At 60.1% G+C, this 24,030-nt stretch carries 18 protein-coding genes, 2 tRNA genes and 1 pseudogene; 18 read left to right on the top strand and 3 right to left on the bottom strand.

Annotation, left to right across the window (positions count from 1 at the left end; translation table 11 throughout):
* Positions 1–56: 56 nt before the first annotated feature.
* Positions 57–131 (bottom strand) — tRNA-Asn (locus tag ACT54B_RS12555).
* A gap of 200 nt (positions 132–331) precedes the next feature.
* On the opposite strand from ACT54B_RS12555, the gene ACT54B_RS12550 reads away from it, so the two are divergent.
* From ACT54B_RS12550 to exoR, 8 genes and pseudogenes are all read left to right on the top strand, one after another.
* The gene (locus ACT54B_RS12550; protein ID WP_476045279.1) at positions 332–568 is read left to right on the top strand and encodes a hypothetical protein; all 237 of its coding nucleotides are present in this window, start codon (positions 332–334) and stop codon (positions 566–568) included.
* A 134-nt stretch (positions 569–702) separates the two neighbouring features.
* Positions 703–776: transfer RNA gene (locus ACT54B_RS12545), tRNA-Cys, on the top strand.
* 600 nt (positions 777–1,376) lie between these two features.
* The gene (locus ACT54B_RS12540; protein WP_476045606.1) at positions 1,377–2,021 is read left to right on the top strand and encodes a protein-L-isoaspartate O-methyltransferase family protein; all 645 of its coding nucleotides are present in this window, start codon (positions 1,377–1,379) and stop codon (positions 2,019–2,021) included.
* A 214-nt stretch (positions 2,022–2,235) separates the two neighbouring features.
* A complete protein-coding gene (locus tag ACT54B_RS12535; protein WP_476045277.1) occupies positions 2,236–3,615 on the top strand; it encodes a TolC family outer membrane protein in 1,380 nt (459 codons plus the stop codon).
* Positions 3,616–3,830: 215 nt separating this feature from the next.
* Positions 3,831–4,733 (top strand): DUF2497 domain-containing protein, encoded by a 903-nt coding sequence (locus ACT54B_RS12530; RefSeq protein ID WP_476045276.1) that lies wholly within the window; start codon positions 3,831–3,833, stop codon positions 4,731–4,733.
* A 183-nt stretch (positions 4,734–4,916) separates the two neighbouring features.
* A complete protein-coding gene (locus ACT54B_RS12525; protein WP_476045275.1) occupies positions 4,917–7,757 on the top strand; it encodes a valine--tRNA ligase in 2,841 nt (946 codons plus the stop codon).
* 426 nt (positions 7,758–8,183) lie between these two features.
* Positions 8,184–9,362: an OmpP1/FadL family transporter gene (locus ACT54B_RS12520; protein ID WP_476045274.1), complete on the top strand. Its 1,179-nt coding sequence runs from the start codon at positions 8,184–8,186 to the stop codon at positions 9,360–9,362.
* A gap of 459 nt (positions 9,363–9,821) precedes the next feature.
* Positions 9,822–10,598, top strand: a pseudogene (gene exoR / locus ACT54B_RS12515) (exopolysaccharide production regulator ExoR); the annotation flags it as partial.
* Between the two features lie 195 nt (positions 10,599–10,793).
* On the opposite strand, the gene xth reads toward exoR, so the two are convergent.
* Positions 10,794–11,579 (bottom strand): exodeoxyribonuclease III, encoded by a 786-nt coding sequence (gene xth, locus ACT54B_RS12510; RefSeq protein ID WP_476045605.1) that lies wholly within the window; start codon positions 11,577–11,579, stop codon positions 10,794–10,796.
* 116 nt (positions 11,580–11,695) lie between these two features.
* Positions 11,696–12,037: a HesB/IscA family protein gene (locus tag ACT54B_RS12505; RefSeq protein ID WP_476045273.1), complete on the bottom strand. Its 342-nt coding sequence runs from the start codon at positions 12,035–12,037 to the stop codon at positions 11,696–11,698.
* Between the two features lie 207 nt (positions 12,038–12,244).
* Between ACT54B_RS12505 and ACT54B_RS12500 the strand changes: the two genes are divergently transcribed.
* From ACT54B_RS12500 to tatC, 10 genes are all read left to right on the top strand, one after another.
* Complete coding sequence (locus ACT54B_RS12500) at positions 12,245–13,462, top strand: deoxyguanosinetriphosphate triphosphohydrolase (RefSeq protein ID WP_476045272.1); 1,218 nt, start codon at positions 12,245–12,247, stop codon at positions 13,460–13,462.
* A 62-nt stretch (positions 13,463–13,524) separates the two neighbouring features.
* On the top strand, positions 13,525–15,285 hold the full coding sequence (gene argS / locus ACT54B_RS12495) for an arginine--tRNA ligase (protein ID WP_476045271.1): 1,761 nt from the start codon (positions 13,525–13,527) through the stop codon (positions 15,283–15,285).
* 61 nt (positions 15,286–15,346) lie between these two features.
* Positions 15,347–18,250 (top strand): SPOR domain-containing protein, encoded by a 2,904-nt coding sequence (locus ACT54B_RS12490; protein WP_476045270.1) that lies wholly within the window; start codon positions 15,347–15,349, stop codon positions 18,248–18,250.
* Positions 18,251–18,370: 120 nt separating this feature from the next.
* Entirely contained in the window at positions 18,371–19,384 is a 1,014-nt protein-coding gene (gene nagZ, locus ACT54B_RS12485) for a beta-N-acetylhexosaminidase (protein ID WP_476045269.1), read from the top strand.
* Between the two features lie 16 nt (positions 19,385–19,400).
* The gene (locus ACT54B_RS12480; protein ID WP_476045267.1) at positions 19,401–20,261 is read left to right on the top strand and encodes a segregation and condensation protein A; all 861 of its coding nucleotides are present in this window, start codon (positions 19,401–19,403) and stop codon (positions 20,259–20,261) included.
* Positions 20,251–20,976 (top strand): SMC-Scp complex subunit ScpB, encoded by a 726-nt coding sequence (gene scpB / locus ACT54B_RS12475; protein ID WP_476045266.1) that lies wholly within the window; start codon positions 20,251–20,253, stop codon positions 20,974–20,976. The genes ACT54B_RS12480 and scpB overlap by 11 nt, the downstream gene beginning before the upstream one ends.
* 72 nt (positions 20,977–21,048) lie before the next feature.
* Positions 21,049–22,152, top strand: coding sequence for an ABC transporter ATP-binding protein (locus ACT54B_RS12470; protein ID WP_476045265.1), 1,104 nt, complete (start codon positions 21,049–21,051; stop codon positions 22,150–22,152).
* Between the two features lie 42 nt (positions 22,153–22,194).
* Positions 22,195–22,389, top strand: coding sequence for a twin-arginine translocase TatA/TatE family subunit (locus ACT54B_RS12465; protein ID WP_476045263.1), 195 nt, complete (start codon positions 22,195–22,197; stop codon positions 22,387–22,389).
* A gap of 121 nt (positions 22,390–22,510) precedes the next feature.
* Positions 22,511–23,158 (top strand): Sec-independent protein translocase protein TatB, encoded by a 648-nt coding sequence (gene tatB / locus ACT54B_RS12460; protein WP_476045261.1) that lies wholly within the window; start codon positions 22,511–22,513, stop codon positions 23,156–23,158.
* Entirely contained in the window at positions 23,155–23,961 is an 807-nt protein-coding gene (gene tatC, locus ACT54B_RS12455) for a twin-arginine translocase subunit TatC (protein ID WP_476045259.1), read from the top strand. The genes tatB and tatC overlap by 4 nt, the downstream gene beginning before the upstream one ends.
* Positions 23,962–24,030: the final 69 nt, after the last annotated feature.

Raw genomic sequence — 24,030 nt, 5'->3', positions numbered from 1 at the left:
GACAGAGCGGGAATGAAAAAGGGGTCGCTGCGTTTCCGCGCGACCCCTTCCAAATCTGGCTCCCCGGGCCGGATTCGAACCGGCGACCTATCGATTAACAGTCGAGTGCTCTACCGCTGAGCTACCAGGGAACACCGCTCGTCGCGGCGTGAGCGGGGTAATACAAATGCTTTTCCGATTTGCCAAGCGCTTTTTTCAAAAAAAATCGAAAGGACCTGTTTCATGGTTCATAAGTCCCCATATGAAGAGCAGGAGAGGGCCGCAGAATAGGGAATTTTGCAGGATGCGGTCCGGTCGAAACGAAAAAGAGGTGCCGCCTGTGGATAAGCAGATGAAGCTTGGAAACTGGACGATCCGCCTGCCGCGTGCGCGCTGGGCACGCATCGGCATGGGGGCGGGGCTGGTCTTCGGCGGACTTCTCGGATTCTTGCCCATTCTCGGTTTCTGGATGGTACCGGTCGGTATCGTCGTGCTTTCCAAGGACGTGCCAAGCGTGAGGCGATTCCGCCGCAGGGCAGAACTGTGGTGGCTGCGCCGGCGCAGAGCCAAGATGAACGGCAACAGCTGAAACGCGTCTTTATCGCAGTTTCGACGAAAAAATCCGGTTCAAATCAAAAAACGGACAGGGTTCTGTATGACCCTCTTGCAAAGCTGAATCGATTCCTCTAACACCCCGCTACCACACGCAAATACCTCCCGGATGGCCTCGTGGCGGAGTGGTGACGCAGAGGACTGCAAATCCTTGCACCCGAGTTCGATTCTCGGCGAGGCCTCCATTTTCACCGCAAGCTTTCTTGAATAGACACGCCTGGAAGAAGACTATTCCCTTCTGGCGTTTACGCGCTTTGACCTCGAAGCCGGGCTCTGAAATCCCGAAAGCCTGCTGGGGGCACCGGAAGCGCTGATAGGGAAATCATGCCGCACAAGGACGTGCCGGATTCCGGTCGCGCGGCATTCTTCGGCCATGACCGCGTCGTCAGCGTCGTCGCGCAGCCGTGTTCATACCGCTTCCCGCCTGAAGGCTTTATCCATCGAGTTGCCGGCGACGGCGCGTTGAAAGAATGGTGTCCACGACCTTTGCCATGAAGCGAAGGTTTTTAGAGTGTGGATGGGAGCGCTGGTCTTGGCGTATCGGACAGTTGTGATGTCTATATAGAGAGACAACAGCTGCAAAGGTCGTCGAAACCGGTCACTCTCTCTGGATCGACACGTGCCATTTTTTGCCGCATGGCTGCCAATTGAGATGGTTTCTGTTTACACCCGTCCCGGAACCCTTGAAAGCTGGGTCCGTCACGGTTAATACGTGTCATCGAACTGATGGGTTCAATCTGGATGCGGGCCGCCTTTTGATGCGGAGCGAAGAAATGGGGAAATCGATGGACTATGAAGCCCAACGCGTGAAGATGGTCGATAATCAGGTGCGTACGACCGATGTCACCTCGCATTCGGTGCTGTCTGCCTTCCTGAGCGTTCCGCGCGAAAATTACGTTCCAGAAGCCGTCAAGCCTCTCGCCTATGTGGATAAGGATCTTGAGATCGCTCCCGGACGGTACCTCATGCACGCGTCGCCCGTTGCAAAGCTGCTGCAGCTTGCCGCAATAGCGCAGCAGGACAGTGTTCTCGAGATCGGCTCGGGCACCGGTTATGTCACCGCATTGCTTTCGCTGCTCGCCGGCAAGGTCGTGGGTGTCGAAAGCGATCCGTCTCTGGCGGAAGCGGCGCGCGCCAACCTGGCCGGCGCAACCCATGTCAAGATACTGACCGGCGATATGGAAAAGGGCGCTGCGGGGGATGGTCCCTACGACGTCATTTTCCTCAATGGTGCCGTCGAGGAAGTGCCGGACGCCCTCTTTCAACAATTGAAGGACGGCGGACGCCTGATCGCGGTAATCGGCTATGGCAATGCCTCCCGGGCGCATGTCTTCGTGCGGGAGAAAGGCGTCATTGGCGGAACGGCGGAATTCAATACGGCTGTAAAGCCGCTGCCCGGCTTCCGGAAGGTGGCCGAATTCCAGTTCTGAGCAAGGTTGGTGCCCTATTCATGAGTCACAGCGAATATTGAATTTGTTGCACCTCCGCAACACACTTCAATTCCTGGTTTTTATGTTCGCTGTGATTATTGAAGACAACATTGTGGTGGCTGGCAGAACCTCCCATTTTGGGCGGGAATAAGTCGCAAGCCTGGCTCGCATCGCGGTGCGGGTAAGAAAGCAAATTTCAGTCTGGAGAGTGAACGTGTCTTTTCGTAAAGCATTGCTTGCTGCGGCCGTATTCCCGCTGCTGATTGCTGCCGCCTCGCCGGCGGGTGCTGAGTCGCTCAAAGGCGCACTCGCCAAGGCCTATGCGAACAATCCCGATCTCAATGCCGCCCGAGCGGCTCTCAGGGCAACGGATGAAAATGTCACCATTGCCAAGGCGGGCTACCGGCCTCAGGTCGGTGCCTCCATTTCCGGCTCGGTGACCCATCTGAACGAATTCAGTGTCGATCCCGGGCTTTCCGATACATCCCGGACGGGCCAGATCGGTGTATCCGTAACGCAGGTCATCTTCGACGGATTCCAGACGCTCAGCCGCATCCGTTCGGCCGAAGCCGGCGTCTATGCGGGGCAGGAGAACGTGAGGTCGAATGAGATCCAGATTCTGCTCTCCGCTGTCCAGGCTTATGCCGACATCGCGCGGGATCAGCAGATCGTCTCCATCCGCAAGCAGAACCTGGCCTTCCTCAATGAGCAGCTGAGCGCTTCCAAGACCCGGCTGGATGTGGGTGAGGGCACCCGGACCGACGTCAGCCAGGCAGAGGCGCAGCTCGCAGCCGGGAAAGCCCTGCTTGCCGCAGCCGTAGCGCAGCTCAAGATCAGCCGCGCCACCTACATGCAGATCGTGGGTGAGCAGCCCTCCAACATCAGCCAGCCGGCCCCGGCAACGGCGGGATTGCCCCGGAACCTCGATAGCGCCGTTCAGGTTGCCATTACCGAGCATCCTTCGGTGAAGGCTGCTCTGCACGCCGTCGATGCAGCGGGGTATCAGGTCGATGAAGCGCAAGGTACGCTTCTTCCCGGTGTTTCCCTCAAGGGAACGTTCGGGCGCAGCGGCTCCGACCAGACCGGCTCTTCCGGCTATGATTATAACGCAGCAACCCTCTCTGCCCAGGTGACGATACCGATCTATCAGGGCGGTGCGGAATATGGCCGGATCCGCCAGGCCAAGGAAAACCTTGGTGCGCAGGAGATCCGGGTGGATTCCGCCCGTGCTCAGATCCAGCAGATGGTTGTTGCAGCCTATGCCCAGCTTGAAGCCGCCCAGGCAGCGATCAGCGCCAATCAGCAGCAGCTGAAGGCGGCGAAACTGGCACTGGAAGGTGTCATCGAAGAGCGCAATGTGGGACAGGCCACCACGCTGGATGTGCTGAATGCCCAGCAGCAGGTTCTGAATGCCAAGGAAAGCCTCGCCCAGTCCGGCCGCAATGCCGTGATTTCGAGCTATTCGGCCCTTGCCGCCATGGGGCGCCTGACGGTTGCCGACCAGGGACTTCAGGTGGCGGAGTATCGGGCCAACGATCATTATGAAGCGGTCAAGGACAAGTGGTTCGGGCTGCGTACGGTCGACGGCAAGTAACCCAATTTCCTCGGGGCCGCCGCGGGGCGGCCACAAATCCTGTGCATCATCCTTAATTGTTGATTCACACTGTTTTTTTCCGCCGCTCTTTCACCTATCCTTGATGAAAGGCGAGCGGCGAAACTTGCAGTCGGCTTGCAGCGGGTCGGTATAGGAGAGCGTCTCATCGCCATTCCTGTATATCGATGGCAAAGAGGATTTTAACGGGGATTGATATGGCTCAGCCAAGCGTAGCGCGTGAACCCTCCATGGAAGAGATCCTGGCCTCCATCCGCCGGATCATCGAGAGCAACGAGCCTGAAACGGCCAATGATGAACTGGCGCGTCTGGCCGCAATGGAAATTGCAGAGCCGGAAGTGCCTGGCGCAGACCCGGAAGACATTCACCTCACCATCGAGGATGAGCTCGCCGCCTTTGTCCCGCCGCGCCCCGTCATTCAGGCCGCTCCCCAGCAAAACCAGCCTGTCGAGCGGCCCGCCGTGGTCGCGCAGCCACGCCCTCAGCCGCAGCCGGTCGCCTCTGTGGCTCCGCCTGTCGCCGCCAATGCTGCTGCAGAAAACCCCGTTGCCTCTCGTTTGCCGGAGGAGCCGCGCTCGATTTCGCTAGCCGACGTGGCGGCACGGGTTCGCGCCGCTTCGGAACGGGCCGATACCACCCGCCCGATTCAGCCTGCAGCGGAAGCCCCGCGTCCGGTTGAAATGAAATCCCAGCCGATCATCCGCACCGTGGAGCCCGCGCCGCGCGTCGAGGTCGCTCCCGCGCCGGAGCTGGACGACCATATGGCCGCGCTGGCAGACGTTTCGTTCGACGAACCTTTGCATCAAGAGCCGTCCGAGCCGGAGATGGCCACTTTTGCCGAGCCGGAAATCGATCCGGCGCCGGAGTTTCCGCAGTCGAGAGGCTCTCTGGTTTCGCGCGAAACCGGCGATCATGTTGCTCGCTCGTTCCACGAACTGGCGGAAATGGTGCACATGAGCGCACAGCGTTCGCTGGATGACATCGCCGGAGAAATGCTGCGGCCGATGTTGCAGGAATGGCTCGACGACAATCTGCCGACGCTGGTGGAGCGCTTGGTCCGCGAGGAAATCGAGCGGGTCGCGCGCGGTCCCCGTCGTTGAGATTGCCGCATTCGCAAATAGGATTACAGGGGCCTTGAAGGCCCCTTTTTCGTGGGTGAAAGGGGAACCGAAGCCTTTGCAACGGGTGCAAGTCTGCCCTTCGGGACAGGCTTTCCAGTTGACTTGGACAAAGCCATCCTATTTACCGGAAACCATATTTCCTCCTGATGCATGGTCCGTCAAATGCTCGACAAGACTTACGATTCCGCCGCTGTTGAACCCAGAATTGCCAAGGCCTGGGATGATAATGACGCATTCCGCGCGGGGGCGAATGCCAAGCCCGGCGCCGAAACCTTCTGCGTTGTCATCCCTCCGCCGAATGTCACAGGCTCCCTGCACATGGGGCATGCGCTGAACAATACGCTGCAGGACATCATGGTTCGCTTCGAGCGTATGCGCGGCAAGGACGTTCTCTGGCAGCCGGGAATGGATCATGCCGGCATCGCCACCCAAATGGTGGTCGAACGGAAATTGATGGAACAGCAGCTGCACCGCCGGGATATGGGCCGCGATGCGTTCATCGAGAAGGTCTGGGAATGGAAGGCTGAATCAGGCGGCCTGATCTTCAATCAGCTGAAGCGTCTGGGTGCGTCCTGCGACTGGTCGCGCGAGCGCTTCACCATGGACGAGGGCCTCTCCAAAGCCGTGCTTGATGTCTTCGTTCAGCTCTACAAGGAAGGCCTCATTTACAAGGACAAGCGCCTGGTAAACTGGGATCCGAAGTTGCTGACGGCCATTTCTGACCTGGAAGTCGAGCAGATCGAGATCAACGGACATCTCTGGCACCTGCGTTACCCGCTTGAACCGGGCGTTACCTATGACCATCCGGTTGCCTTCGATGCCGAAGGAAATCCGACCGAATGGGAGACACGCGATTACCTCGTGGTCGCCACCACGCGCCCAGAGACCATGCTGGGAGATACCGGTGTGGCGGTTCATCCGGACGACAAGCGCTACCAGAATATCGTCGGCAAGCATGTGATCCTGCCGCTGACCGGTCGCCGTATCCCCATCGTCGCGGACGACTATCCCGATCCGACGGCCGGGACGGGCGCCGTGAAAATGACGCCGGCCCATGATTTCAATGATTTCGAGGTCGGCAAGCGCTCAGGCCTGCGGCAGATCAACATCCTGAGCATCGATGGCCACATCGCCATTCTCGGCGATGAGGATTTTCTGGAGGGACTTGAGGCCAGCGAGGAACATGCCCGCATCTGGAACGAGCTGGATGGCATGGACCGGTTCGCCGCGCGCAAGCGGATTGTCGAACTTCTGGAAGAACGGGATCTGGTGGACCGGATCGAACCTCACAAGCACATGGTTCCCCATGGAGATCGCGGTGGCGTTCCGATCGAGCCGCGGCTGACCGAGCAGTGGTACGTGGATGCCAAGACGCTGGCACAGCCCGCGATCGCTTCCGTTCGGGAAGGGCGAACCAAGTTCGTCCCGAAGAACTGGGAAAAGACCTATTACGAATGGATGGAAAACATCCAGCCCTGGTGCGTATCGCGGCAGCTCTGGTGGGGCCACCAGATTCCGGCCTGGTATGGCCCCGACGGGCAGGTATTCGTCGAGAAGACGGAAGAGGAAGCGCTGGACGCCGCCGTGCAGCATTATCTTGCCCACGAAGGACCTTGGAAAGCCTGGGTTCAGGAGAAACTCGAGAACTTCCAGCCCGGTGAAATCTTGACGCGCGACGAAGACGTGCTCGACACCTGGTTTTCTTCCGCGCTCTGGCCTTTCTCGACGCTGGGCTGGCCGGACCAGACACCGGAGCTGGACAAATATTACCAGACGGACGTGCTGGTCACGGGGTTCGATATCATCTTCTTCTGGGTCGCCCGTATGATGATGATGGCACTTCATTTCATGAAGGATGAAGACGGCAATCCGATCGAGCCGTTCCATACCGTCTATGTTCATGCGCTCGTGCGGGACAAGAACGGTCAGAAGATGTCGAAATCCAAGGGGAACGTCATCGATCCGCTTGAGCTGATCGACGAATACGGCGCCGATGCCCTTCGCTTCACTCTGGCCATCATGGCGGCGCAGGGGCGCGACGTGAAGCTCGATCCCGCCCGCATCGCCGGATACCGCAATTTCGGTACCAAGCTGTGGAATGCGACGCGCTTTGCCGAAATGAACGGCGTAAAGCGTGACCCGCATTTCAATCCGGAAAGCGCAGTCCTGACGATCAACCGCTGGATCCTCACCGAGCTTGCCCGTACGGAGCGTGACGTAACGGAAGCCATCGAGTCCCATCGCTTCAACGATGCGGCCGGCAGCCTCTACCGCTTCGTCTGGAACCAGTTCTGTGATTGGTATCTGGAGCTTCTGAAGCCGGTCTTCGGCGGGGAAGATGTCGCAGCCAAGGCGGAAGCCCAGGCTTGCGCCGCTTACGTTCTTGAAGAAACCTACAAGCTGCTCCATCCCTTCATGCCCTTCATGACCGAAGAGCTCTGGGCGCATACGGCAGGCGAGGGGGCTATGCGCCCGACGCTGCTGTGCCATGCAGAATGGCCGGCGCCCTCCTTCGCAGACGATGCGGCGGCAGAGGAAATCAACTGGCTGATTGATCTGGTGACCGGCATCCGTTCGGCTCGTGCCGAAATGAACGTACCGCCGTCTGCGATATCGCCGCTCGTCATGGTCGGTGCCCACGGCGTCGTTCGTGAAAGACTGGATCGTCATGAGGCTGCCATCAAGCGGCTTGCCCGTATCGATGGCGTGAGTTTCGCGGATCACGCGCCCAAAGGCTCAGCCCAGATTGTCATCGGCGAGGCCACTGCCTGCCTGCCCCTCGGTGCACTCATCGATGTCGCCGCAGAAAAGGGCCGCCTGGAAAAGGCGCTCGGCAAGGTGGACCAGGAAATGGGCCGCATTGCTGCCAAGCTCTCGAATGAGAAATTCGTAGCCAATGCAAACCCGGACATTGTGGCGGCAGAACGGGAACGGCACGAAGAGCTCTTGACACAGAAGAACAACCTCTTGACGGCGCTTGAGCGGGTAAAGGAAGCCGAATAAATCTAAAGGTTGTGTATTAGTCTTTCGAATCACCCTCCCCAATGGAGGGTGATTTTTTGTTTGGAATCAAATTGTTATAGGACGTGCCTGGTTTAACGAAGCGGGCAGGAATGTGATGCCCGGGGAAAAGACGGCGAAAATGTATTCCAATATGGCAAACGCCGCGCCGCACTGTCAGAAACTGTCGCTGTCACACTGTTGCAACACACTCTGTAATGTGTGGAATATTCATATCGATTTTTGATGTACGGACGGCAGGTATCGGAATTTTTTTCCAACGGCGATTTTTTCGAAAAGGTTTGTCGTTAACTTACGTAAAATTTTCGGGCTCCGCCGGATCTGCGGCACGTATGGGCTGCATTGCGCAAAAAAAACGCCTGCATACACTCTCCGCATGGGTAGATCCTTTTTGGGGGGAATTTGAACGTGTCTCAGGCTGTAACCAAGGGAATTTTGGCAATCGCGATTCTGTCCGGTCTCGCCGGCACCGCATTTGCCGGTGGTTTTTCACGGGGAGATGCGGATACCGACCTGATCTATGAAGATGGTGCCTTCGACATGCGTTTTGGTGCAACCATGGTCGCTCCCAAGCGTGGCTTCGACACGATCAACGGTGCCGCTGCAACGGATGATGTCTATACGAACAACTACATCATCCCCAATTTCGGCGCCAAGCTGAAGATCTCCGACCGCTTCTCCTGCGTCGGCACCTATACACAGCCGTTCGGCGCTTCGTCCGACTACGGCCCGCAGTCGCAGCTCGCTGACATCATGGGTGATATCGCAGCTGGTCGTCCCCGGAACGCGGTAAAGCACGCCGATTTCGAAACCAACGAATATGGCGCGACCTGCGGCGTCAACATGGAAGCCGGCAGCGGCAAGGCTTGGCTGCTCGGCGGCGTCTTCGTCCAGGATTTCGATTACACCGAAGTCAAGACACTGGGCACGCTGAACCTGCGGGACAAGGGCGCGCTTGGCTATCGTTTGGGCGCAGCATACGAGATCACCGAATATGCGCTCCGCGCAGAATTGATGTATCGCTCGCAGATCGACATCGATGCCGATGGCACCTTCCGCAATGCGGTTCCGCTTCCGACGCCCATTCCGGGCGTGACCGTTCCGGTCGGGACACCATTCTCCTCCACCGGCACGGGCTCGTTGCCTCAGTCCGTTGAGTTGAATGTCCAGAGCGGTATCGCGCCCGGCTGGTTGGCCTACGGCTCGGTGAAGTGGACCGACTGGAGCGTTCTGCAGACGCTGAACTACAACATCCGTGGCCTCGGCCCCAACACCAAGGATTTCTTCTGGCAGGACGGCTGGACGGTGCAGGGCGGTATTGCCCATGCCTTTACGGATGATATCTCCGGCACGGTCAACGTCACCTGGGATCGTGGCGTGGGTACGGGCGCCGACATCATGACGGATACCTGGACCTTCGGTGCCGGTACGCAGATCAAGGCTGGCCCGGGTGCGCTTCGTCTCGGTGGCGCCGTGTCTTACCTGACCTCCGGCAGCCAGTCGATTTCCGATGGCGCGTCCTTCAATGCAACGGCAAACGGCGACTGGGCCTACGCGGTCGGCGGTTCTTATACCGTCAAGTTCTGAGCCTGACACAGGTGTATCTTCAAAAGCCCCGGACATTGTTCGGGGCTTTTTGATATTCGGCGTTCATTCGAATGTGACGATTCGGCAACATCTAAAAAACTTGAAACTGCGGCGTGGCGGCGAGGCAAATTGTGTCCATTTCCTGCCACAAACAGGGAGCAGCGTCTCGCTATGGGATGCGGAACCAGAAGGTTTCCCGCATATGAGAAAAGAATGAGCGAACGGGTTTTGGGTTTGATGGCCTTCGAACGGGTTGCCCCTCGGGCAGCGGATCTGCAAGACCGCCTTGGCGGCCTTTTGAGCGGATATTCGAAGGCTCGGTGCCTGCGGGAGAGGCATCTGGAAAAAACACTGCCCTCTAATCGCCATCAACAGAGAATAGAAACAAGGTCTAACGTCCTTGCCGACCTGAGCGCTCGATTTGCGGCTCGGTGGCACAGGTCAGGGAAACCGTGCAAGATGGTAAATGTCGAGTATCTCTCTGTGAAGGCGATCGCGTTGGGTTTCGGCCTGGCCATTTCCGCATGCGGCGCCGCGCAGGCTTTTGACATCAACGCGGGCGTCACGAAAGAATCCGGCCCATTCGACCTCTTCAAGTTTGGCTTCAAGGCCTACAAGAGCGGCCAGAAACAGGACGCGGTGGAAGCCTACCGCTACGCGGCCGAAAAGGGGCACACCGGCTCCCGTTGGGCGCTTGCAAACATGTATGCTTATGGCGACGGCGTGGCGCAAAGCGACTTCGAAGCCTTCAAGATCTATAACGAAATTGCGGGGCAGGGCATCGAGCCCGGTTCGGAAGATACCGGATTTTTCGTCAATGCCCTGATGTCCCTGGCCGAGTATTATCGCCACGGGATCCAGAACAGCCCCGTGAAGGCCGATCTGGGACAGGCGCGTCAGCTATATTTTCAGGCCGCTTCCGCTTTCGGCGTGCCCGAGGCGCAATATCAGCTTGCCCGCATGATGCTGCGCGGCGAGGGCGGTTCGCGCAATGTGGAACAGGCCAAGAAATGGCTGAACCGGGCGCGAAAGAACGGGCATGTCGGCGCCATGGGCATCTTCGGCAGCCTTCTCTTCCAGGAGGGGCAGACCGCGCGCGGGCTCGGCTATATGACTGCTGCGCTGGATCACTGTTCGCCGCAGGACCGTCCCTGGATACAGGATCTCCAGGAGCAGGCCTTCTCGGTCGCGACGGAGGACGATCGTCGGGCTGCCATCCAGATGGCTCAGGAAATTGAAGCAAATCTTCCCGGTGCTGCCCTTTCCGCCGCAGGTTCCGTGCCTGTGCCCCCCGCCGCGGTGGGTGGCGGTGTCAGCGCATCCTTCAGTGGCGAGAGCGATGGACCCGAGGGCGGGAATATCGCAACCGATGTGCCTTCGCCCCCGGAAACCGGCACGCTTGAAGGTCCGGTAGAATAAGGCAAGACGCCGTCAGGCGAAGTCGAATGTTCCTATGACGGGAACATGATCGGATGGCTTCTCCCAAGCCCTGACATGCTTGTCGACGGTGACCGAGTGCAACCTGTCGGTGGCCTCCGCCGAGAGAAGCAGGTGGTCGATGCGTATGCCATTGTTTTTTGGCCAGGCGCCGGCCTGATAATCCCAGAACGTATAGATCTTCGATGCGCCGGATGTTGCGCGCAATGCATCGGTCAGCCCCAGATTCTGGAGCGATCGGAACGCCGAGCGCGTCTCTGGCAGGAAGAGCGCGTCATTTGCCCAAACCGCCGGATCATGGCAATCGATTGCTTCGGGGATCACGTTGTAATCTCCGGCGAGGATCAGGGGCTCTTCGAATGCGAGGCGATCGGCGGCAAAGCGATTCAGGCGGTCCATCCAGCGCAGCTTGTACGGATATTTTTCCGTGTCCACCGGGTTCCCATTCGGCAAATAGAGGGAACAGACGCGAATGGCCCTGGAGCCGACGGTGAAAACGCCCTCGATAAAGCGTGCCTGTTCGTCCGTGTCTTCGCCCGGCAGCCCCCGGTTGACTTCATCCGGCTGCAGCTTCGACAGAAGGGCAACGCCGTTGAAGCCCTTTTGCCCATGGGTTTCCACATGATAGCCCAGGGCTTCGATCTCGGAGCGGGGAAAGGCTTCGTCGACCGACTTTATTTCCTGGAGGCAAGCAATGTCCGGGCTGGAATCCTTGAGCCACTGGCACAGATTTTCGATGCGCGCCTTCACGCCATTGATGTTCCAGGTGGCAATCTGCATCATGTACCGGCCTTTCCTCAACCATGGGCCCGGGTGACCGGGCGTCGGGTAGAAGTGTTAGCGGCTTGCCGGCGGGGACGCCACCGCCAAACGCCCTCTCCCCTAGAAACTTCCTCTCAGATGGAAAAGCTGGTGCCGCAACCGCAGCTCGCCACTGCGTTCGGGTTGTGAATTTGAAAGGACTGCCCGAGGAGATTGTCGACGAAATCGATTTCGGATCCCGCCATGTAAATCAGGGACATCTGGTCGACCAGAACCTTTGCATTGTCTCTGGCGATCACCACATCCTCTGTGGGATTGAGGGCATCCTCACCGACAAGGTCAAACTTGTAGGAAAAACCCGAGCACCCCCCGCCTTCGACGGAGACGCGCATGGCGCTCTTTCCGGGTTCGGTTGCGAGGATTTCCGCGATTCGCTTCGCGGCGCTTTCGGAAAGGCTGACTGTCTGTTCGCTCATTCTTTGCCTCCTGCCGGGTTCAAGGCCCGGAGAGCCGTTTATCACACTCGCCGTTATTCCGGCGCAAGTTTCTGATATTACACGATAGTGTGAGCCGCAGCCCTCCCATGCGCCGATCCGGCGACTTGGAACAGATTGCGGTCCACGGCACTATAGGTATGAACGGGTTTCAACGGCGTCAATGAGGATACGCCCAAAGGAATGCGAATGACGATCGACAGAGTGGCACTTGGTTTCGGCAGCGGGGAGCGGGCAATCTATGCCGCAGACCCTTGGACCAGCCGCGGCCGGTTCTATCCGGAACCCTCAAGTCTCACCCGGTCCGAGTTCCAGCGCGATCGCGATCGCATCGTTCACACGACCGCCTTTCGGCGCCTGAAGCACAAGACACAGGTCTTCATCGGCACGGATAGCGATCATTATCGCACCCGCCTCACACACACGATCGAGGTCGCGCAGATCGCCCGTGCCCTGGCCCGTGCCCTCAAGCTCGATGAGGATCTCGCAGAAGGCGTGGCGCTTGTGCATGATTTCGGGCACACGCCCTTCGGACACACCGGCGAAGACGCCCTGCATGAGATGCTGGCGCCCTTCGGCGGCTTCGATCACAACGCCCAATCGCTGCGTATCGTCACCAAGCTCGAGCGCCGTTATGCCGAATTCGACGGGCTGAACCTGACCTGGGAAACGCTCGAAGGCCTGGTCAAGCACAATGGTCCCTTGATGGACCCGTCCGGGGCGGGAACGCGCGGCCCGGTCCCTCAACCCATTCTCGATTATTGCGAGCTGCACGATCTGGAACTGGCGAGCTTTGCCAGCCTCGAGGCGCAAGTTGCAGCGATTGCCGATGATATCGCCTATAACACGCATGACATCGATGACGGCTTGCGCTCCGGCTATCTGACGTTCGACATGCTGGAGGATATTCCGTTCCTGGCCGGATTGATGGCCGAGGTGCGCGGCAAATATGCCCATCTGGAAGCAGACCGCTTCACCCATGAAATCATGCGGCGGCAGATTACCCGCATGGTCGAGGACGTGATAGCCGTTGCCCAGCAGCGCTTGCAGCGCCTGAAGCCCCAATGTGCTCAGGACATCCGCGATGCACCTGAAGTGACCGCCACCTTCTCCGAAGGCATGGCCGAGACGGATCGGCAGATCAAGGGCATGCTCTTCAAGCGCATCTATCGCCATCCCGATATCATGCGTGTGCGGGCAGGGGCCGCGCAGATCGTTACCGACCTGTTCAAGGCCTACATGAACGACCCCGCCCTGATGGAAAGCCATTACTGGGTCGATCATATCGCCGGGCTGAACGACAATGGCCGAGCGCGCCATGTCGGCGATTTTCTCGCGGGAATGACCGATACCTACGCCATTCGCGCGCACAAGCGCCTGTTTGACCACACTCCCGATTTGCGATAGGCAGCGGCCAGAACCGGCTCTTCACGCTTCGAAGAGCCCTTCCTTTTGCCTGGATGGTAGCGATGAATCTCTTCACGGACTTCGAAGACAGAATTAAGAACGCTTTGGAAAGCCTTGATATCGTTAAGGAAAAGCGATCCGAAATTGACTTCGCCCGCGTCAATGCGGAGCCGCCGCGCGATAGCGCGCATGGCGATGTCGCCACCAATGCTGCCATGGTTCTGGCAAAGCCGCTGGGAACCAATCCCCGTGCGCTTGCCGATCTCTTGTGCGCCAAGCTGAGGGAAGATGCTGATATTGCCGATGTCTCGGTCGCCGGACCGGGCTTCATCAATGTGCGGCTGTCGACGGCTTACTGGCAAAGGCTCCTGGCGAAGATGGTTGTGCAGGGCACCGATTTCGGTCGCTCCGGTCTCGGCGCCGGCCGCAAGGTGAATGTCGAATATGTTTCCGCCAATCCGACGGGGCCCATGCATGTCGGTCATTGCCGCGGCGCCGTGGTGGGCGATGCGCTTGCGAACTTGCTGGCCTTTGCGGGCTATGGCGTGACCAAGGAATATTACATCAACGATGCGGGATCGCAGATCGATGTTCTCGCGCGCTCGGTGTTTCTGCGTTACCGGGAAGCCCTGGGCGAAACGGTCGGAGACATTCCGGCTGGCCTCTATCCGGGCGACTATCTGGTCCCGGTCGGGCAGGCTCTCAAGCAGGAATTCGGAACCAGGCTGCGCGGCATGCCGGAAGATCAGTGGCTTCCGATCGTGAAAGACCGGGCGATCGACGCCATGATGGCGATGATCCGGGAGGATCTTTCCGCACTCAACGTCACGCATGACGTGTTCTATTCGGAGCGTAGCCTGCATGCGGACGGCGCGACGGCGATCCGCACGGCCATCAATGATCTGACCTACAAAGGCCATGTGTACAAGGGCACCTTGCCCCCGCCGAAGGGCCAGCTTCCCGAGGACTGGGAGGATCGCGAACAGGTTCTTTTCCGCTCTACCGAGGTGGGGGACGATATCGACAGGCCGCTGATCAAGTCGGACGGAAGCTATACCTATTTTGCCGCGGACGTCGCCTACTTCAAGGACAAGTATGATCGCGGCTTTAACGAGATGATCTACGTGCTCGGCGCCGATCACGGCGGCTACGTAAAGCGCCTGGAGGCCGTCGCGCGCGCCGTGTCAGGCGGCGAAGCGAAGCTCACCGTGCTGCTCTGCCAGCTGGTAAAGCTGTTCCGGAATGGCGAGCCGGTGAAAATGTCCAAGCGTTCGGGCGATTTCGTCACGCTCCGTGAAGTGGTCGAAGAGGTCGGGCGCGACCCTGTCCGCTTCATGATGCTTTATCGAAAGAATTCCGAGCCGCTGGATTTCGATTTTGCCAAGGTGACGGAACAGTCGAAGGATAATCCCGTTTTCTACGTGCAGTATGCCCATGCCCGCTGCATGTCCGTCTTCCGGCAGGCCAAGGAAGCCTTCCCCGACCTGGTGACTGATTCGGAAATCATGTCCGCAGCGGTGCAGAAATCCATCGACGATCCGAATGAATTGCAGCTCGTAGCAAAGGTTGCAGAATATCCGCGGGTTATCGAGCAGGCAGCGCAGGCGCAGGAGCCCCACAGACTGGCATTTTATCTGTATGATCTGGCCAGCGCCTTCCATGCCCACTGGAATAAGGGTAAGGATCAGCCTGAGTTACGCTTTGTTAACGATAAAAACCGAGAATTGAGCATTGCCAGACTCGGGCTGGTGTACGCTGTCGCTTCGGTGCTGAAGTCCGGTCTCCAGATTGTTGGGGCGGAAGCCAAGGAAGAAATGCGGTAGCGCCACCAATTACCCACATTGCACTGGCAATTTCACGTTGACAGTAGTGAGTGGGAAAGTAATGGCAGAAAAACAGTTCGCCCTTGGCGGTACCCGGAGCGTCGGCTTTCACGAGGATGATGATCCTCTCGCCGAGCTGGCCCGGATCGTGGGTTTCCAGGAACCGTCTGCAAACCGCTCCGAGCGCGTCGAGACGCGTCGCGAGCCCGTCATTACTGAATTTCCGGTTGCGCCTGCTCCGGGCTCAGCCCAATCTCCGTCCGGACCCAATCCGGTTGCAGATCTCGAGGATGAACTTCTGCGCGCGTTCGAGACCTATGATGGTCCCCGGGCGGAAGATGTTGCGCCTGTCGCGCAGTCCCCGAGGATGGAGCCGTCCGCGCTTCCCGTAACGGCGCCCGATGAAGACGATGATCCCTTTGCAGCGCTGGCGGCCGTTGTGGCGCAGTCCGAATCCGTATCGAGGGCTGCACCGGTTCGCGCCGCGCCCGCCCAACCCGTAGAGCCGACATTCGCGGAGGCGCCGGCTTCTGCGCCGGAGCCGCAGGTCGATTTCTCCGTGGATCTGTTGGAAGCCGAGCTTTTGCAGTCGCTGGACGAAGCGGAGCTGGATTGGAAGGGCAGTGGGCAGGTAGAGTCTGCGGCGCCAGCCATGGCGTCGCCCACCGCTCCATCCGCGCCCGCCGTGACCGCCCGCGCCGACTTCAGAATGCCGCTGGCGAACTTCCATGCCGTCGCCCCGGTTGCGCAGGGCAGCGTCGCGCCGAAGACCGACATGCCGCCGCCGCGTATCGAGCCTGTCGCATGGGATCGCCCCGGCACCGAAGAGTCGGCTTTTGCCGACCGCGACGCACACCTGCGTGACATCGCCCCGTCCGTGGTCAGCGTGGAAGCCGACCGCCTCTCTGCACCCGCCGCATCGGTCGATACGCAGAGACCGGCAGCCTATCGCCCTGATCCCGTTTTCGGTGCCTCTCTCGCGGCGATTTCCAATGTCGCCGCCGAGGTGGCTCCCCCGGTTGCCGCCGAACCGGTTTATGATTTTTCCGCAAACGCGTCTCAAGCGGCAGATGAGCCTGACTTCGACGATCTGTTTGTCGCGGGAGAATTCGAGCTCGATCTGGACGATTTCGAGCAGCAGCTTTCGGACATCTCGCGCGATGCCCGTGACTCCGAGTTGCAGTCTCCGACCCTCGACAGCGCGCGCAAGGCCTTTGCCGAATTCGTTCCGGAGAAGGCGGCTGTCGTCGAACAGCCCTTTGTCGCTCGTCCGCGCGATGCGGATTTCTCCGCAGAGCCCTATGGGCAGCCTTCGCAGCCGGTCTCCCGTCCGGTCGAAAGACCTGCACCGGCATCCGTCGTGCCTCAGGCCGTATCCGCACCCATCCCGTCCACGCCCTTCTCGGCGGGAGCGTCCAACGACCGGATGGACTTCGACAACGAACTGTTCGACCCGACCCTTCTTTCGGAATCCGATGATCCGGTAGAAGCGGTTGCCGATTTCGACGTCCCGGAAATCAAGATGCCGGAACCGGAGGAGCCTGCGGTTGTCGTACCGGATTACGATCTTGATATCGACGCCGAGATGGCCAACCTGTTCAGCAGCCTTCCTCCCTTGGGGGCGGCCGCTTCCGAAACCAAAGCCGTCAAAGAAGTGCCGGCTGCTCGTGCCTACAATGCGCCGCTTGGCGCGCCTGCGGCCCAGCCCGCTTCCGTGATCGACAGCTTCGATGATTTCGAGAAGGCGCTGGAAGAGGATTTCCGCTCGATGCTGAGCCAGCCGCTCGGGCAGACGTTCGACCCGGCTCCGCGCTACGAACCGCAGGTCCTGCCGGTTGCCCCTCAGAGATTGAACAATTTCCGATCCATTCTCCTGGCAGCCTGTGCGACCGGCGCCGTCGCCCTGGTCGGTCTCGGTGGTTACTTTATGCTGTCCGGCAAGGCAGGTGTCATGGCCTCCGGCGAGCCGAAGGTCATTCTGGCAGACAAGGGGCCGGTGAAGGTCGTTCCGGAAAACAAGGGCGGGGTCACCGTCCCCAATCAGGACAAGGCCGTCTATGATCGTGTCGCCGGCAATGGCGACGAACCGGTCAAGCAGACCGCACTGATCACGTCGGAAGAAGAGCCGGTCGACGTGGTTCAGAAAACGTTGATGCCCGAAAACATGGACGACACGGCGGGCGATACGCCAGCCGTTGCGACGCCAGTCGAAGACACCAAGGATGCCCGTCTGTTGCCGGCTGCTGAAAAGCCTGACAATTCGGAAGCGGCCAACACGCCGGGCGGCGTTCAGGTGCGGAAGGTTCGCACCATGATCGTAAAGGCCGATGGCACGCTGGTCCCGCGCGAGGAGGAGCCCGCACCGGCTGCCGCTCAGGCGGAGGCTCCGAAGTCGGACGTGGCGGCTCCGGCCGCTGAAACCACCGCTGCCGTACCGCAGGATCGTGTCACGCCTGAAACCGGTGCGGCTCAGGCCTCGCCCGACGCGCTTGCGGCCGTTGCCAACACCGATGTCCCGAATGAGGCGGCTCCGGTTCCGGCCAAGCCCGTCAAGACCAGCAAGCTTGCCGATACGGCGCCGGTTCCGACGTCCCGCCCGGCCGACCAGCCGGTCAACGTCGTCGGTACCGTGACGGAAAATGGCAAGGTCAAGACAGACGCGCCGCAGGAAACGGCGGCACTGGATCCGGCCGCAGCCAAGCCCGCCACAGCCCCGGCGTCCGGCAGCTATGGAATCCAGATTGCCTCTCTCCCCAGCGAAGCGGATGCGAAGGCATCGATCGGCAAGATGTCGGCCAAGTTCGGTTCCGTTCTCGGCGGACGCCCGATCGGCATCCGTCAGGCGAACATTCCCAACAAGGGAACCTATTATCGTCTGCGGGTGGATGTCGGCTCGAAGGATGACGCCATCGCCTTGTGCAGCAAGCTGAAGGCCGCCGGCGGGAGCTGCCTTGTCTCGAAATAACGGGACGCTCGGATCGCAATTCGGAACGGCGGGCTCGGCCCGCCGTTTTGCATTGCGCCGAAAGCTGTGAAAAACCGGTGGGAAAATACCCTTTCGGCGGATTGGTTGTATGATTCTCGAATGACCGAATCAAAAGCACTCATTCTTGGCTGTAGCGGCCTTTCCCTGACCCCCGACGAGAAGGCGTTCTACCGGGAGCATCGCCCCTGGGGGTTCATCCTGTTCGGCCGCAATATCGGTGATGCAGCACAGATCACCGATCTTGTTGCCTCCATGCGCGACAGCGTGGGGTGGCATGCTCCGGTTCTCATCGATCAGGAAGGAGGGCGGGTACAACGCATCAAGCCGCCGATTCTCCAGTCCTATCCTTCGGCCCAGGTGCTGGGCGACATATATCGGCAGGACCGGGAGAGGGGCTTGCGCGCGGCATGGCTGATGTCGCGGCTTCATGCCTTCGACCTGACGCGCTTCGGCTTCACGATGGACTGTCTGCCGGTGCTGGATGTGCCCGTCGAGGGGGCGAGCAACGTGATCGGCAACCGCGCCTATGGCTTCGATCCGGCGATGGTCACCGAAATGGGCATGGCCGCTTCCGAAGGCCTGAAGGCCGGCGGAATGCTTTCCTGTATGAAGCACATGCCCGGACACGGACGCGGTATGGCAGATTCCCATCATGAGCTGCCGGTCGTTCACGCCAGTCGTGAAGAGCTCGAAGCCCATGATTTTGCACCGTTCCGCGCAATGAGGGACGAGCCCTGTGGTATGAGCTGCCACGTGGTGTTTTCCGCCTATGATCGCGACAACCCTGCCACGACCTCGCCTCGCGTGATCGACGAAGTCATCAGGGGCTATATCGGCTTCGACGGTCTTCTGATTTCGGACGACAGTTCCATGAACGCGCTGAAGGGCACTCTGGGGGACCGCGCCCGGGCTATCGCAGCCAGCGGCATCGACATCGTCCTGCATTGCAACGGCGTCATGGACGAAATGAAGCAGGTCGTCGCCGAAGCGAGGCCCCTGGCCGGCAAGTCCGCCGAACGGGCGGCCCGGGCGCTTTCCTCGATCCGGCCGGCCGACGGCGGCTCGGAGGAGGCCCTGCGGGCCGAGTTCAACGCCCTTCTTCCGACTGTCTGATTGGAAAGGGTGAGCCATGGCCACCACGCGGGGGAGGATCGATCCGACATCCACAGGCGCGCCTCTGGAGCGGCTGTGGAGCGAGGTCGAGGATGACCGCGCATCCACCGACCCGGCATTGATCATCGATGTCGCCGGATTTGAAGGTCCGCTGGATCTTTTGCTGCATCTGGCCCGCAGTCAGAAAGTCGATCTTGCCCGGATTTCCGTGCTGGCCCTTGCAGAACAATATCTGACCTTTGTCGAGACAGCACGAAAGGTGCGGATCGAGCTGGCGGCCGACTATCTCGTCATGGCCGCCTGGCTTGCTTTCCTGAAGTCACGCCTTTTGATCCCCCAGCAGGCCAAGGATGAAGGTCCGAGCGGCGAGGAAATGGCGGCAACGCTCGCCTTTCGCCTGAAGCGGCTCGAGGCCATGCGCCTTGCCGCCGAACGTCTGATCAATCGGGATCGCCTGGGCCGCGAGGTGTTCGCCAGAGGCGCTCCGGAGCATATCGCCGAGATACGGCGATCCGCCTATGATGCCTCGCTCTATGATCTGCTGACCGCCTACGCGGCTCTTCGTCAGCGTCAGGCCATCACACAGGTCACGATCGAGAAGCGGCGCGTCTGGTCGCTGGCCGATGCGCGCGGCATCCTGAACCGCCTGATCGGAGAATTGCCGGAATGGACCGCTCTCGACCGGTACCTGCTCAACTATCTGACGGAGCCATCGGATCGGGTGACAGCCTTGGCGAGTGCCTTTGCCGCTTCCCTTGAAATGGTGCGGGAAGGCAGTCTGGAGATCCGGCAGGAAGGGGCATTTCAGCCTATTTTCATGCGGCGCGGACCGGGGCGCGTGACGTCCCGGCCGGAAGGGGGATCCGATGACCAGTGACAATCCATCCCCCCAGGACGATCAGCAGGAGCCACAGGCGTCACCGGAACCCCGCTTGCATCCGGTGCTGGCAGAAGCCAAACGCATCGCTGAAGCCCTGGTCTTCGCTTCTGCCGCGCCCGTGAGTGAAACCTATCTGGAAGCACGGCTGCCGCGCGGCATGTCGCCGCGGGTGGTCATGCAATCGCTCAAGGCCGATTATGCGGGCAGGGGCGTCAATCTGGTGCAGGTCGGCGACAGTTGGGCCTTTCGCACCGCCGGCGACCTTTCGTTCTACATCCGGTCGGATCAGGAGGAGGTCAAGAAACTCTCCCGCGCGGCCTTGGAAGTCCTTGCCATTATCGCATATCACCAGCCGGTGACGCGGGCCGAGATCGAAGAAATACGCGGTGTCGCCACATCGCGCGGCACGCTGGATGTTCTGCTTGAGTCCGGCTGGATCCGCTTCCGGGGCCGGCGGCGAACGCCGGGACGGCCTGTCACGCTGGGCACCACCGTTGAATTTCTCGATCACTTCGGCCTCGAGGAACTGCGCGATCTGCCCGGTCTTGAGGAATTGCGCGGCGCGGGGCTGCTTTCCAGCCGCATTCCCGCAAACTTCCAGGTGCCGCTGCCGCTGATGCAGGAGGAACTGGCAGAGGACGAGGATCCCATCACCCAGCTCGACCTTGAAGAGCTGGGCCTCTTGACACCGGGTGGAGAACCGGACCAATAAAATCATGTTTTCTTTGAGCCGCTTTTTCGAAGAGACAAGCGAGGAGCGGCGCTTGTAAGTGAGTGTTCGGGAATGACCCCAGACGGACTGTCAGCGCAAGGCGCCCATTCGAAGCGCACGGCAGGTGTCACGTTTGCGGCCCGGCTGACCTTCGATAACATACGCCACAGCTATCACGGCAAGGAAACCATCAAGGGCGTGTCGCTGACCGCCGAACCCGGAGAGGTTCTGTGTCTGCTCGGACCGTCCGGCTCCGGAAAGACCACCTTGCTTCGCATCGCCGCAGGCATAGAAGCGCAGACGCATGGACGGCTTTTGCTCAACGAGCAGGAAATTGCCGGTCCCTCCCAGTTCGTGCCTCCGGAAAAGCGGGGCATCGGATTGATGTTCCAGGACTTCGCCCTGTTCCCGCATATGACCATTCTTGACAATGTCCGTTTCGGGCTGACGGCGCTGCCCGGCCGGGAAGCGGCCGCTGAAGCCATGGCGGCACTGGAGCGGGTAGGGCTTTCCCGGTATGCCGACAGCTACCCCCATGTGCTCTCGGGCGGCGAACAGCAGCGCGTTGCCCTGGCCCGCGCTCTTGCGCCGCGCCCGAGCGTTCTTCTGATGGATGAGCCATTCTCCGGTCTCGACTCCCGCCTGAAGGATACGATCCGGGCGGATACGCTCGCCATTTTGCGTGAAACAAGGGCCACCGCCATCGTCGTGACCCATGATGCCGAAGAAGCCATGCGGATGGGTGACCGCATCGCTTTGCTGAAGGATGGACGACTGGTCCAGGCAGGCACCGCAGACGATCTTTATCGCCGTCCGCGCAACCTCTTCACTGCGGCCTTCTTTTCTGAGATCAACGAGTTTGAAACCCGCGTGATCGACGGATTGGCAGAAACCCCCCTCGGGCAGGCGCCCGCTTCGCATCTCAAGGATGGCGCGGCGGTCTCGGTCGCCGTCCGCCTGTCGGGCGTTTCCGTCCTCGCCGAGGGCGGCCCGATACCCGCCCGTATCGTGGCACGGCGTTTTCTCGGTGTCGTGGAGTTGCTGAGCCTTGCCGTGCCGGGCAGCGAGCAGCCTGTCCGGGCCCGCATCCGCGCGGACCAATTGCCGCAGGGCATCCGGGATGTCACGGTTGCGGTTAACCCACAGGCCATTTTGGTGTTTGAAAAAGACACCTAAACATCATACATCAGGTCTACATCAAATCAGGGAGTACGAACCATGGGTTCTTTCAGCATCTGGCATTGGTTGATCGTGCTGGCGATCGTGTTGCTCATGTTCGGCCGTGGCAAGATCCCGGAACTCATGGGTGATGTTGCCAAGGGCATCAAGAGCTTCAAGAAGGGCATGGCCGACGACGACGCGCCTGTCGATACCGCGAAGACGGTCGATCACAAGGCTGACGAGGTCAAGTAAATCTTCTGGCGTTGGGGTGCGCTTTGCCTACCGGGGCGCGCTCGTTGCTTCAGAAATTTCGGTCTAACCTCGCGCCCGGTTTTTGCGCAGGTCGATTGCAGGGGCGTCAGGAGCCTTTTACATGCTTGATGTGGGCTGGTCCGAATTACTCGTGATCGCGGTCGTTCTGATCGTCGTGGTGGGTCCGAAGGACTTGCCGCCGATGTTGCGTGCATTCGCCAAGATGTCGCGGAAGTTCTCCGGGATGGCGAGCGAGTTCCGCAAGCAGTTCGACGATGCGTTGAACGAGGCGGATATGGGAGACCTGCGGCAGACCATCAGCGATGTTCAGAAACTTCATCCGGTCAACTCCCTCCGGGAAGCCATGAACCCGTTGCGCCAGGCGGCGGAAGATATTCGTTCCGATATCAAGAGGACGGTGGAAGCGCCCGCCGCTCCGGTTCCTGCCCCCGTGTTGCCCGAGGCTCCCGTCTCGCTTGATCCGGCGGGTTCGCCCGCCGCCGCAGCGGCCAGCACAACAGTTCCGGGTGAGGCCAAGGCCGTTACGACCACGGAGGCTCTCGCTGCTGCACTGCCGGTGCCGCCAGTAGCTGAAGTGGTGACGCCCAAGCCGAAGGCAAAACGCGCAACCAAGGCGGTGGCTGACACGGTCCCCGTGGCCGAGCCTGCAAAGCCGGTGCGCCGCAAGAAGGCGGATGCCCAGCCATTAACCGCTGAAGAAGCCAAACCCCGCAAGAAAGCAGCCGCGAAAAAGAAGGACGAGGCATGATCGGCGACTATGAAGACAAGCCCCAGCCCTTGCTGGAGCATCTGATCGAGCTGCGCCGCCGTCTGATCTGGTCGCTTGGCGCTTTCTTCCTCGCGTTTCTCGTCAGCTTCTATTTTGCCAAGCAGATCTTCAATCTGCTGGTCTATCCCTACAAGTGGGCGGTCCTTTGGGCCGGGCTGGACATCGCCAAGTCGGAGCTGATCTATACCGCTCCGCAAGAGTTTTTCTTCACGCAGGTGAAGGTGGCGGCGTTTACCGCCATGGTGGTCGCCTTCCCGGTGATCGCATCGCAGATCTACAAATTCGTGGCGCCGGGCCTCTACAAGAACGAGCGGGCCGCATTCCTGCCGTTCCTGATCGCCTCTCCGCTCCTGTTTCTGATGGGCGGGGCTCTGGTCTATTTCTTCTTCACGCCCATGGTCATGTGGTTCTTCCTCGCCATGCAGCAGGCCCCGGAAAAAGGCCAGGTCGCCATTTCGCTCATGCCGAAGGTGTCTGAATATCTCAGCCTCATCATGACGCTGGTATTCTCCTTCGGGCTCGTTTTCCAGCTTCCGGTCATCACCTCGCTTCTGGCGCGTGTCGGGCTTGTGACCGCGAAGTCCCTCGCTGAAAAGCGCAAATATGCGGTCGTGATTGCTTTCGTGGTGGCTGCGGTCCTCACCCCGCCCGATCCCATGTCCCAGATCGGCCTTGCACTGCCGACGATCCTTCTCTACGAAATCTCCATCTATACCGCCCGACTCATCGAGCGGGGCAGGGACAAGGAAGCACTTGCCCGGGCCGCGGCTGACGCGGAATGATCCGTCCGCTGCGGTCAGGCCGCGGCGGTCTCGATAGCCCTCTCCGAAGAAATGTTCGAGGCGGTGTCC

The organism is Gellertiella sp. DMC107, assembly GCF_056313605.1.
This window is presented reverse-complemented; position numbering and strand designations above follow the sequence as displayed.